13 protein-coding genes and 1 pseudogene are annotated in these 11444 nt (G+C 74.0%); 3 read left to right on the top strand and 11 right to left on the bottom strand.

Features of this window, described 5'->3' with window-relative positions:
- A partial coding sequence (locus tag ABZ641_RS15480) for an alcohol dehydrogenase catalytic domain-containing protein (protein WP_359982174.1) occupies positions 1–555 on the bottom strand: 555 nt, incomplete at its 3' end.
- Positions 556–722: 167 nt separating this feature from the next.
- Here ABZ641_RS15480 and ABZ641_RS15475 point away from each other — a divergent pair.
- Positions 723–1733 (top strand): DEDDh family exonuclease, encoded by a 1011-nt coding sequence (locus ABZ641_RS15475; protein WP_344621919.1) that lies wholly within the window; start codon positions 723–725, stop codon positions 1731–1733.
- A 17-nt stretch (positions 1734–1750) separates the two neighbouring features.
- The gene (locus ABZ641_RS15470) at positions 1751–2548 is read left to right on the top strand and encodes an SURF1 family protein (protein WP_344621920.1); all 798 of its coding nucleotides are present in this window, start codon (positions 1751–1753) and stop codon (positions 2546–2548) included.
- Between the two features lie 75 nt (positions 2549–2623).
- Here the strand turns inward: ABZ641_RS15470 and ABZ641_RS15465 are convergent, their stop codons facing one another.
- Positions 2624–3169 carry a hypothetical protein gene (locus ABZ641_RS15465; protein WP_359982171.1) on the bottom strand — a complete coding sequence of 182 codons (546 nt, stop codon included), beginning with the start codon at positions 3167–3169 and terminating at the stop codon, positions 2624–2626.
- A 133-nt stretch (positions 3170–3302) separates the two neighbouring features.
- On the opposite strand from ABZ641_RS15465, the gene ABZ641_RS15460 reads away from it, so the two are divergent.
- Positions 3303–4064 carry an SDR family oxidoreductase gene (locus ABZ641_RS15460; protein ID WP_344621922.1) on the top strand — a complete coding sequence of 254 codons (762 nt, stop codon included), beginning with the start codon at positions 3303–3305 and terminating at the stop codon, positions 4062–4064.
- A gap of 33 nt (positions 4065–4097) precedes the next feature.
- On the opposite strand, the gene ABZ641_RS15455 is transcribed toward ABZ641_RS15460, so the two are convergent.
- The 9 genes and pseudogenes from ABZ641_RS15455 to ABZ641_RS15415 form a co-directional block, all read right to left on the bottom strand.
- Complete coding sequence (locus ABZ641_RS15455; RefSeq protein ID WP_359982168.1) at positions 4098–4721, bottom strand: alkaline shock response membrane anchor protein AmaP; 624 nt, start codon at positions 4719–4721, stop codon at positions 4098–4100.
- Positions 4718–5497: a DUF6286 domain-containing protein gene (locus ABZ641_RS15450; RefSeq protein ID WP_344621924.1), complete on the bottom strand. Its 780-nt coding sequence runs from the start codon at positions 5495–5497 to the stop codon at positions 4718–4720. The genes ABZ641_RS15455 and ABZ641_RS15450 overlap by 4 nt, the downstream gene beginning before the upstream one ends.
- On the bottom strand, positions 5494–5832 hold the full coding sequence (locus ABZ641_RS15445; RefSeq protein WP_344621925.1) for a hypothetical protein: 339 nt from the start codon (positions 5830–5832) through the stop codon (positions 5494–5496). The genes ABZ641_RS15450 and ABZ641_RS15445 overlap by 4 nt, the downstream gene beginning before the upstream one ends.
- Positions 5829–6020 carry a hypothetical protein gene (locus tag ABZ641_RS15440; RefSeq protein ID WP_030266756.1) on the bottom strand — a complete coding sequence of 64 codons (192 nt, stop codon included), beginning with the start codon at positions 6018–6020 and terminating at the stop codon, positions 5829–5831. Before ABZ641_RS15440 ends, ABZ641_RS15445 begins: the two co-directional genes overlap by 4 nt.
- A 74-nt stretch (positions 6021–6094) precedes the next feature.
- Positions 6095–6556, bottom strand: a complete 462-nt coding sequence (locus tag ABZ641_RS15435) for an Asp23/Gls24 family envelope stress response protein (RefSeq protein WP_344621926.1) — start codon at positions 6554–6556, stop codon at positions 6095–6097.
- Positions 6557–6732: 176 nt separating this feature from the next.
- Positions 6733–7539, bottom strand: coding sequence for an enoyl-CoA hydratase/isomerase family protein (locus tag ABZ641_RS15430; RefSeq protein ID WP_344621927.1), 807 nt, complete (start codon positions 7537–7539; stop codon positions 6733–6735).
- Positions 7540–7812: 273 nt separating this feature from the next.
- Entirely contained in the window at positions 7813–8046 is a 234-nt protein-coding gene (locus ABZ641_RS15425) for a helix-turn-helix domain-containing protein (RefSeq protein WP_030266747.1), read from the bottom strand.
- A 368-nt stretch (positions 8047–8414) separates the two neighbouring features.
- Positions 8415–10013, bottom strand: a complete 1599-nt coding sequence (gene abc-f, locus ABZ641_RS15420; RefSeq protein ID WP_344621928.1) for a ribosomal protection-like ABC-F family protein — start codon at positions 10011–10013, stop codon at positions 8415–8417.
- A gap of 1030 nt (positions 10014–11043) precedes the next feature.
- Positions 11044–11220, bottom strand: a pseudogene (locus tag ABZ641_RS15415) (trehalase-like domain-containing protein); the annotation flags it as partial.
- Positions 11221–11444 lie beyond the last annotated feature (224 nt).

The raw sequence follows: 11444 nt of genomic DNA, 5'->3' as shown, positions 1-11444 counted from the left end.
GCCGCACAGGCCGACGGCGCCGTCGCCGACCACAGCGACGGTCGCGCCCGGCCGGACGTTCGCGGCGACCGCGGCGTGGTGGCCGGTGCTCATCACGTCGGAGAGGGCGAGCAGGCCCGGCAGCAGCTTCTCCTCGCCGGCCGCCTCCTTCGGCAGCTTGACCAGGGTGCCGTCGGCGAACGGGACGCGGACGGCCTCGCCCTGGCCGCCGTCGGAGCCGACCTCGCCCCAGAAGCCGCCCTGCGGGCAGGAGGTGTGCAGGCCCTCGCGGCAGTGGTCGCAGGTGCCGTCGGACCAGACGAACGGGGCGACGACGAAGTCGCCGCGCGTGAATCCGGTCACGTCGGAACCGACCTCCTCGACGATGCCGAGGAACTCGTGGCCGATCCGCTGGCCGGCCACCCGGGACGCCACACCCCGGTACGCCCACAGGTCGCTGCCGCAGATGCAGGCGTTCACCACCCGCACCACGGCGTCGGTCGGCCGCTGCACGACCGGGTCCGGCACCTCCTCGATCCGGATGTCGTTGGGTCCGTGGATCACGGTGGCGCGCATGGAGCTTCCTTACGGGTGGGGGGTGGTACGTCGGGGTGCTGACGACCGGAGAGGGTCGCGAGGATGTACGACCGCTCCGACGACCACTCTATTCCGGGCGGCCCCGGGCCACCGCCCGCCGCCGATCGGCCCGGCCCTGACGCCGGTCGGCCTTAGAGTGGTGCACCATGCATGCGATCCAGTCCCCGTGGGACGGCCTGGCGGCCCCCGCGGCCCTCCCGGCGCCCCGCCCCGCCGCCGAGGCCGGCACCGGCTTCGCCGTCGTCGACGTCGAGACCACCGGGCTCGGCCGCACCGACCGGGTCGTCTCGGCGGGCGTCTACCAGCTGGACGCGCAGGGCGAGGTGACGGGGCACTGGTACACGCTGGTCAACCCGGAGCGCGACCCCGGGCCGGTGTGGATCCACGGCCTGACCGCCGAGATGCTGGCCGACGCGCCGACCTTCCCCGAGATCGCCGAGGAGCTGGCCGAGCGGCTGCGCGGGCGGATCATGGTCGCGCACAACGCGCTCTTCGACTGGAACATGATCGCCCGCGAGTTCGCCCGGGCCGGGCTGCACGTCCCGGTGGAGCAGCGGCTGTGCACCATGGTGCTCTCCCGCGACCTGGGCCTGCCGCTGCCCAACGGCAAGCTGTCCTCGCTCGTCGCGCACTTCGGGGTGCAGCAGCGGCAGGCGCACAACGCGCTGGACGACGCCCGGGTGCTCGCCGAGGCGTTCCGGCCCAGCCTGCAGCTGGCCCGGGAGTTCGGGGTGCCGCTGCCGCTGACCGCCTGCGTGGCCGTCACCGACCTCGGCGAGGACTCCCCCGCGCCGGCCCGCGGCACGTCCTGGTCGTCGTCCTACCGCCCGAGCCGCAAGCGCCCGGCCTGCCCGTACCCGAACCCGGGCCGCTGGCAGGACGGCTCCCCGCTGGTCCAGGGCATGCGGGTGGCGATCACCGGCGACACCGCCACCGAGCGGGAACTGCTGGAGGACCGCGCGATCGAGGCCGGCCTGCACATCGCGACCTCGGTGAGCCGGCTCACCAGCCTGCTCGTCACCAACGAGCCGGGCAGCTGGAGCGGCAAGGCCCGCAAGGCCCGCGAGCACGGCACGCCGGTGGTCGGCGAGGACGCCTTCCTCCAGCTGCTGCGGGAGGTCGCACCCCACCCCGGTGTCCGGCCCGCGGATCAGTAGGGCGTAGCGTGCCGGGTGTGTACCGATTTCTGCTGTCCCGGCGCTGGGCGGTCATCGCGCTGACCGTGCTGCTGCTGATCCCCGTGATGATCCGTCTGGGGTTCTGGCAGCTGCACCGGCACGAGGCCCGGGTCGCCCGCAACGAGCTGATCGGCCGCAGCCTGAAGGCGGCGCCGGTCGCCTTCGACTCGCTGTCCTCCCCCGGCTTCGCCGTGCCCGGCGACCTGACCTGGCGCACCGTGACGGCCACCGGCACCTACGACACCGCGCACGAGTTCGTGATCCGCGGGCGCACCGAACCGGACGGCAGCAGCATCGGGTACTTCGTCGTCACGCCGCTGAAGCTCGCCGACGGCCGCGGCTCGGTGCTGGTCAACCGGGGCTGGGTGGACTCCGGCACGGACGCCGCCAGCTACCCCGCGGTGCCGGCGCCGCCGGCCGGGCCGGTGACCGTGACCGGCCGGCTGCGGGCCGACGAGACCACCGCCAGCAGCGGCATCCGCGACCGCGGCGGCCTGCCGGAGCGCCAGTACAAGCTGATCAACAGCGGGCAGCAGGCCAAGGCCACCGGCGCCACGGTGCTCGGCGGCTACCTGGAGCTGGCCTCCGCCACCCCGGCCGTCGGCAGCTCCCCGGTGCTGCTGGCCGAGCCGAACCACTCGGACATCGGCCCGCACATGGCGTACGCCGTGCAGTGGTGGCTGTTCGCCGGCCTGCTCCCGGTCGGCCTGGTGATCCTGGCCCGCCGCGAGGCCAAGGAACGCGCCGAGGAGGCCGCCGCGGCGGCCTCGGCCGGGGAGCTCGCCCCCGCGTAGACCACCGGGGGCGCGGGACAGCACACCAGGGGCGCCGGGGGGCTGCCTTCGGGCAGGTGCACCTGCCCTCGTGCGTCAGTGCCGGGTGTTCCAGAAGCCGATGGCGAGGGCGCCCCACCAGCCGAGCTGGGAGACCAGGGCGGAGAGGGCGCCGCGCACCAGCAGCCGCCGCTTGGGGCGACCCGGGCCCGCGGCCTCCAGTCGCTTGGTCAGGGCCGTGGCGTGCACCCCGTTCAGTGCGATCAGCAGCACCAGGAGCAGCTTGACCCGGGTCAGCGGGGAGTCGAGCTGCGGCTCCAGCAGGATGCCGCTGGCGGTGAGGCCGGCCAGACCGGCCCAGACGGGTACGTGCAGCGGGCCGGTGGACTCCACGGCCTGGGCGAGGGTGCGGCGGCCGAGCAGCCACAGGGCGCCCATGTAGTCAACGGCGAGCACGGCGCCGAAGCCGACGACCAGCGCCACCAGGTGCACGAAGAGGGCGACGGTGTGCAGCGAGGCGTCGGTCCGCACGTGGCCGGCCGTCCAGGTGCTGCCCGCCCAGAGCACGCAGAGCCCGACCGACACCAGGAGGCAACGGGCGACTGTCCCGGACAGCGGGGCGAGCTCGTCGGACTCAGGCATGGTGGTGCTCCGTGGGGGTGGGGGGAGGGCGAAAGCGAGGTTAGGTTTCCCTAAGTTCTCCCCCCGCGTCAACCCGGCGCCGCGAGGCGAGACCCGATCGACGCCCCGGGCCCGGACCGGGGAGGATGGGCGCATGGATCTCGGACTTCAGCAGAAGGTGTACGTACTGACCGGTGCCACCCGCGGCCTGGGCCTGGCCTCCGCGCGTGAACTGGTCGCCGACGGCGCCCGGGTGGTGGTCAGCGGCCGGCACGAGGAATCGGTGGCCGCGGCCGTGAAGGAGCTGGGCGGGCCGGAGCACGCGCACGGCGTGGTCGCCGACAACGGGGATCCCGCCACCGCGGGCCTCCTGGTCGAGGCCGCGCGCGAGCGCTTCGGCCGTTTCGACGGCGTGCTGATCAGCGTCGGCGGGCCGACCGCCGGCCCGGTGCTCCGGGCGGAGGACGAGGCCTGGCGGGGCGCCTTCGAGTCGGTCTTCCTCGGTGCGCTGCGGATCGCCCGGACGGCTGCGGCGGAGCTGGCGGAGGGCGGCGTGATCGGCTTCGTGCTGTCCGGTTCCGTCCGTGAGCCGATCTCCGGCCTCGGCATCTCCAACGGGCTCCGGCCCGGTCTGGCGATGGCCGCGAAGTCGCTGGCCGACGAGCTCGGCCCGCGCGGTATCCGGGTCGTCGGCCTGATGCCGGCCCGGATCGACACCGACCGGGTGCGCGAGCTGGACGCCCTGAGCGGCGACGCGTCGGCGGCCCGCGCGCGGGCGAGCGCGGCGATCCCGCTCGGCCGCTACGGCACCCCGGAGGAGTTCGGCAAGGTCGCGGCCTTCCTGCTCTCCCCGGCCGCCTCCTATCTGACGGGCGTGATGGTGCCGGTCGACGGCGGTGCCCTGCGCGGACTCTGACGGACGCTCACGTCGGCTCACCGGTACGGGTGTTCAGACCACCCGGCGGGCCTTCGGTCCGGCGCTGCGGCGCCGGACCGACGCCGTGAGCCTGAGGCGGCACGGGAGTTCGGCGAGTCCGAGGCTCGTGCGCGCGTTCTCCAACGGTCCGTCGTCGAGGGTCCGCACCAGGCGGGCGGTGTCGGCGCCCGGCTCCAGCCGCACGGTGGACCGCAGCAGCAGCCGGTGCGAGGCGCCGCTCGCCCGGACGGTCACCTTGTCGACCCGCGGCAGGTCGATCACCTCGGTCTCCACCGCGTCCTGCAGGGCGCGCTTGCGCATCCGCAGCGCCACACCCGCCCCGCCGGGGACGGGCACGGTGACGGTGCTGGGGCCGGCCCGGTGCAGTTGGGCGTAGAGCCAGCCGAGGGCGCCGACGACCACCACGGCCGGGACGGCGATGACCACCGGCCAGAACCAGGCCTGGTCGGACCAGTCGGCGCGGGTGGCGGCGCTGAGCACCGGCTGGTGCGGCGAGGTGAGCGGCCAGCCGTCCGGCATCGTGGCGTTCAGCCTGCCGTACAGGTCGAGTCCGCCGGCCAGCACCAGCAGGCCGCCGAGCAGCAGGGCGATCCCGATGACCGCGAGGATCGTCCGGTTCACCGCGGACATGCTCATCGGGGTGCCTCCTGGGCGAGCCGGCGGTGGCCGTGCCGCCGGTCGTCCGGCCGGGCCGGGCGGACGGGCTGGATCCGCAGGTCCAGCCGGTACGGGCCGAGCAGCGGCACCGCGGCCAGCTCCTCGTTCAACTCCCTTTCCACGGCGATCGGTTCGGCGCTGCCGGTGACGGTGGCGACGGCCCGGTGGCGGCGCGCCTTCACCGTGCACCGCTCGACGCCCTCGATCCCGGTGGCCCGGGCGGAGAGCAGCGCGGCCACCCCGGCGCGGTCGATCGCGGCGCCCGGCCGGAGCAGCGGGAGCCAGCGGCGCAGCCCGGGGGCGAAGGCCAGCCAGCAGAGCAGCAGACCGACCGCCACGGCGCCGCCGGCGATGCCGAGCACCCAGGGGTCGTCGAGGTGGCGGGTCGCGGTCTCCTGCGCGAGGTCGGCCCGCCACTGCCGGGCGGCGTGTCCGGTGCCCTCGGAGATCGCGTCGTACAGCGCGGCCCCGCCGAGCACCAGCAGGCAGGTCACGACCAGCGCGGTGGCGGCCGTCCGCGCCGACCGCGGCCGGTGCGGGCGCTCGTACGGGACGGTCGGGCCCCACTCCTCGGGGCCGCCGCCGGGTTCGGCCTCGGGGTGCGCCAACTCGGCTTCCAGCCCGATGCGTTCGGGCAGCGCGACACCGGCGCCGATGAGCTGTTCCGGGGCGATCGCGGTCGGCTCGGCGGCGTACGGCGCGGGCCTGTCCGGTTCGGATTCCTCCGGCCGGGGCGGGGTCGGCGGTGCGCTCACCGGGTCGTCTCCGGGACGAGGCGCTCGACCAGCAGCGCGACCTCGGTGACGGGGGTGCCGGTGAGTTCGGCGACCCGGCCGGCGGCGGCGTCCCGGCAGAGGTGGGAGAGGCCGGCGAGGTCGGCCGGGTAGGGCAGGTCGAGGTGGAGGGTGACCCTGGCCTTGCCGCCGACCACCAGCACGGTGGCCCGCGGCGGTTTGCCGCGGGCCGTGCGGGCCGCCCAGATCTCGGCGAGGGCCTGCCGGACGGCCTGTTCGGCGAGCCGGGCGTAGACCCGGTCGGCGACCTTGAGCCGTCCGCGGCGGGCCGGGGGGATCGCTGCGGCGGCGGTCACCGCCGGCGCTCCCGGCCGCGGATGAGGTCGCCCAGGTCGCCGAGGTCGATGTCGCCCTCCAGCAGCCGCCCGAGGACGAAGCCGACCGCCCCGAGGACGGCGACCAGCAGGAAGGCGGCGAAACCGCCGAAGTACCCGGCGAAGCCCAGGGCCATTCCGGCCACCAGGCCGACCAGCGCCAGGTTCATCCGCTCCTCCTCGTGTCCGGCGGCAGACGGTGCTGCCCGGTGCTGCGTGCTGCTGGGGTGGTGCTCCGCGGGTGTTACTGGACGCGGCCGACCGGCTCCGGCTCCTCCTCGTCCGGCTCGTCCGGCAGGTGCACGTCGTTGACGGCGATGTTGACCTCGACGACCTCCAGGCCGGTCATCCGCTCGACGGCGTCGATGACGTTCGCCCGGACCTCGGCCGCCAGCAGCGGGATCACCACCCCGTACTCGACGACCAGGGCGATGTCGATGGCGGCCTGCTTCTCGCCGACCTCGGCCTTGACGCCGCGGCCCGCGCCGGACTTCGAGCCCGGGACGCGGTCGCGGACGGCACCGAAGGTCCGGGTGAAGCCGGAGCCGAGGGCATGGATCCCGGAGATCTCCCGGGCGGCCATCCCGGCGATCTTCTCGATCACGCCGACGGCGAGCGCGGTGCGGCCGCGCTCGGACGCGAGCGTGGTCTCCTCGGGCCCGGTGTGGCCCTTCTGCAGGTCGGCGGGGGTGGGGGTCTGCGGCATGGCGGGGTCTCCTGTGTCGTCTCCAGCTATATCGCAAATCAGCCCAACTCTGACATTTCGCCGCACGGGCCGCGCGTCGGGAGCGGAACGGGACGGCCCGGGCAGCGGGCGCCGACCGGGGAACGCCGAGGGCCCGGACCGCCGGGTGGCGGTCCGGGCCCTCGGGGCGGCTGCGGTCAGTCGCCGATGCCGGCGAGGTCCCGCATCCGGCGGTGCTGGGCGGCCCGCTCGGCGCTGCGCTGCTCGTCGTACGAGCGGCCGCCGGCGCCCTGCAGCAGGGCCTTGGTCTCGATGACGGCGTTGCGCGGCGCGGCGAGCAGTGCGGCGGCAAGGTCGCGGGCGGCGCCCTCCAGCTGCTCCGCCGGGACGGCCAGGTTGGCCAGGCCGATCGCCACGGACTCCTCGGCGCCGACCCAGCGGCCGGTCGCACAGATCTCCAGCGCCCGGCCGTACCCGACGAGGTCGGTGAGCGGCTTGGTGCCGCCGAGGTCCGGGACGAGGCCGAGCGAGGTCTCCTTCATGGAGAACTGGACGTCCTCGGCGACCACCCGCAGGTCGCAGCCGAGCGCCAGCTGGAAGCCGGCGCCGACCGCGTGGCCCTGGACGGCGGCGACGGTGACCACGTCCGGGCGGCGCCACCAGGTGAAGGCCTCCTGGTACTCGGCGATGGCGGCGCTCGTCTCCTCGTCGCTGCCGGCGGCGAGCTTGAGGAAGGAGTGCTCGCCGGGGATGCCCTCCGGGGTGAACATCTGACGGTCGAGGCCGGCCGAGAAGGAGACGCCCTCGGCGCGGAGCACCACCACGCGGACGGTGCCGGGCAGGGTGCGGCCGACCGAGGCGAGCGCCCGCCACATCGCCGGGCTCTGCGCGTTGCGGCGCGCGGGGTTGCAGAGCGTGACCAGCGCCAGTTCGCCCTCGACGTCGAGGCGGACGCCGACCTGCGCCCAGTCCTGGGGGTCGGTACCGACGGCGGGAGCGGTCATGGGGGGTTACCTCCAGCGGGGGACAGTAGAGCTACTGGAGAGTAACAAAAGCCGGGGCGACCGAACAGGGCCGCGCCGGAAACGACGAACGGCGGCCCGGGAGACCCGGCCGCCGCTCCGTCCGCACGTGCCGGCCGCGCCTCGGGCGCCGCCGGCAACCGCACGGGGACCGATCCGGCTCGGCTGCTCCACCACCGGATCACTCCTCGTCCGCGACCGGACCGGGGGCACTCCCCGACCGTCCGGCACGGAACCGTCTTGTCTGATGAACCGTCAGGAACCCGCTGCAGCAGTCACCTTGCTCTTGCCGCGCGTCGCACCGCCGCGGCCCCGGAGATTCACCCCGGACTCGCTGAGCATGCGGTGCACGAAGCCGTAGGAGCGACCCGTCTCCTCCGCGAGCGCACGAATGCTCGCCCCGGAGTCGTACTTCTTCTTGAGATCGGCCGCGAGCTTCTCACGCGCGGCACCTGTTACCCGGCTGCCCTTTTTCAGAGTCTCGGCCACCCGTGCCTCCTCGTAGCTGTGCTCGGTCAGATTCCCATGATCACCCATAGCCAGTCTCCTGGCCACCCATTCGACAAGGTCTGTCCCGGGAAAGCGCAGTCTGCCGGTGGTACCCGCAGTGCACAAGGGCGCTCACCCTGGGTGCACGCGCCCCCGCGGGCGTCGGCCGCCGGGCGAGAATCGGCTGATCAGAACGGACGGCCCCGCCGCGGAATCGCAGCGGGGCCGTCGTCAACGCATTCACCGGAAGACGCATTCCCGCGATCTTCGTCGGACCGGGATTTCTACGATGATCGGCTGATCCGGTGTCTACTCGGCGCCGGGAGTCGGCACTCGGGCGGTATTCGGGCCTGCTCTCGGGCCTGCTCTCAGGCGAGCGAGACGAGGTCCGCGTACGCCGGGCTCCAGAGGTCCTCGACGCCGTCCGGCAGCAGGATGATCCGCTCCGGCTGGAGCGCGTCGACCGCGCCCTCGTCGTGGGTGACCAGCACGACCGCGCCGGTGAAGGAGCGCAGCGCGCCGAGGATCTCCTCACGGCTGGCCGGGTCCAGGTTGTTGGTGGGCTCGTCGAGCAGCAGCACGTTGGCGCTGGAGACGACCAGGGTGGCCAGCGCGAGCCGGGTCTTCTCACCGCCGGAGAGCACGCCGGCCGGCTTGTCGACGTCGTCGCCGGAGAACAGGAAGGAGCCGAGGATCTTGCGGATCTGCACCAGGTCGGTGTCCGGCGCGGAGGAGCGCATGTTCTCCAGCACCGTGCGGTCCGGGTCCAGGGTCTCGTGCTCCTGGGCGTAGTAGCCGATCTTCAGGCCGTGCCCGGGGATCACCTCGCCGGTGTCCGGCTTCTCGACGCCCGCCAGCATCCGCAGCAGGGTGGTCTTGCCCGCGCCGTTGAGGCCCAGCACGACCACCTTGGAGCCGCGGTCGATGGCCAGGTCGACGTCGGTGAAGATCTCCAGCGAGCCGTAGGACTTCGACAGACCGGAGGCGGTCATCGGGGTCTTGCCGCACGGCGCCGGGTCGGGGAAGCGCAGCTTGGCGACCTTGTCGGAGACCCGCGCCTGCTCCAGGCCGGAGAGCAGCTTCTCGGCGCGGCGGGCCATGTTCTGCGCGGCGACGGTCTTGGTCGCCTTGGCGCGCATCTTGTCGGCCTGCGCGTTGAGGGTGGCGGCCTTCTTCTCGGCGTTGGCGCGCTCGCGCTTGCGGCGCTTCTCGTCGTCCTCGCGCTGCTGCTGGTACTGCTTCCAGCCCATGTTGTAGATGTCGATCGCGGCGCGGTTGGCGTCCAGGTAGAAGACCTTGTTGACGACCGTCTCGACCAGGTCGACGTCGTGCGAGATGACGATGAAGCCGCCCTTGTAGGTCTTCAGGAAGTCCCGCAGCCAGGCGATCGAGTCGGCGTCGAGGTGGTTGGTCGGCTCGTCGAGCAGCAGGATGTCGGCGTCCGAGAAGAGGATCCGGGCCAGCTCCACACGGCGGCGCTGACCGCCGGAGAGGGTGTGCAACGGCTGGTTGAGGATGCGGTCCGGCAGGCCCAGCGCGGCCGCGATGGTCGCCGCCTCGGCCTCGGCCGCGTAGCCGCCCTTGGTGAGGAACTCGGTCTCCAGATTGGCGTACTTCTTCATCGCGCGTTCCCGGGTGGCGCCCTGGCCGTTCGCCATCCGGTCCTCGTTCTCGCGCATCTTGCGGAGCACGGTGTCCAGGCCGCGGGCGGAGAGGATGCGGTCCTTGGCGAGGACGTCGAGGTCGCCCGTCCGCGGGTCCTGCGGCAGGTAGCCGACCTCGCCGGTGCGGGTGACCGTGCCGCCCGCCGGCAGGCCCTCGCCGGCCAGCACCTTGGTCATGGTGGTCTTGCCGGCGCCGTTGCGGCCGACCAGGCCGATCCGGTCGCCGGGGGCGATCCGGAAGGACGCGGACTCGATGAGGACGCGGGCGCCGGCGCGCAGCTCCAGGGCGTTCGCGGAAATCATGGCTGGGTCTCTCCAGGGACGGGGGCGGGGCCCGGCGGCCGGGCGGAATGCAGGCGGAAGGGCGGGGCGGCGGCGGGCCTTCGAATGCTCGCCGACCGGCGCCTAATGCCCGAGGAACACAGCCATACGGCCCAGTCTACCGGGCGGCCGGGATTCCCCCCGGGCTGTGCCGGGCGCAGCCCGGCCGGACCGCCGCTCAGCCCGCCGGGCAGCCCTCCTGCGGGGAGACCGCCGCGAACGGCAGCTGCGGGCTGGTGCAGACCGTCTCCGGGGCGCCGCGCCGGGTGTCGAAGACCTTGGTGCCGAGGATCGGGCCGTCCTCAACCGTCACCCGGTGGGCGTCCAGGCGCTTGAGCACGACCTCCGGCCCGGCGTTGAGCTGCCAGCCGCGGCCGGCCAGCCGGAAGCCGTTGATGCCGCCGGGCAGCAGCTTGCCGGTGTTCGGTCCGGTGACGCAGGTGCGCGGCACCAGGACGGCGTTGTCGGTGTGCACCGCGCGCAGCGGGTCGTACGAGCAGCCCTGCGGCGGGCGGGAGTTGTAGCGCAGGTCGCCGTCGCGGTCGCGGAAGCCCATGGTGAGCGAGGGCGTGACGACGGCCACCCAGGGCTCGTCCTCCAGGGCCGTCTGCAGCGCGGCGGCGGCCCGGCGGACCGCGACGGCCTGCTTCTGCTCCTCGGTGCGGTCGGCGGCGCCGGGCTCGCCGTCCGCGCGCAGCCAGTCGGCCAGGCCCGGCACCGCGCGGTGCCAGCGCACCTGGTGGTCGCTCGGGCGGACCGAGGTGACCAGTCCGTCGTCCCAGACGACGACCGCGCTCTCGCCGGCCATGGCGAGGTGCAGGGCGGTGGCGTCCTCGCGGCGGTAGGACCACAGGTGGTCGCCGGTCGCGCGGTCGTACGCCTCCAGGCCGGGGCCGACCTTCAGCTCCAGCGCGCCCGCGTCCAGGACCTGCGCGCCGACCGGGCTGGCGTCCGCGACGCCCGGCTCCGCGACCCGGTCGCCGAACGGCACCGGGCGTGTGACGTCCGTGGCATCGGGGCCGATGTGGAAGTGGCCGCCCTTGTCGTGGTCCAGCAGGGCGGCGAAGATGCTGGGCGAGTCGACCCTGGGCGCGGCGAACCAGTCCATGACGCCCTTGGAGGAGACCAGCGCGACGGTCTGGAGGTCGCCCACCAGGCCGTGTTCGGCGATCGGCGGGTAGCGGTCCATCAGCACACTCCGTGTTCGAGTTCCAGCCCCCCGGACGAAGCCGACCGAGGCCCTTCCGCCCCGGCCGTTCCTGTCGGTGACATCGGCCGGCCTGCCCCCCTCGGACGGCCGAACCGGCGTGCCTGCGCTAGACGTTGTCCCCGGGCATCCCCGCGGACGAGGTGTCGGAGTCGGTGAGCGGCTCCAACCGGCCCTTGGTGTCGAGCCGGTAGACCAGTACCAGG

Origin of the sequence: Kitasatospora sp. NPDC007106, from assembly GCF_040634455.1 — a bacterium.
GTDB classification, from domain to species: Bacteria; Actinomycetota; Actinomycetes; order Streptomycetales; family Streptomycetaceae; genus Kitasatospora; species Kitasatospora arboriphila.
This window is presented reverse-complemented; position numbering and strand designations above follow the sequence as displayed.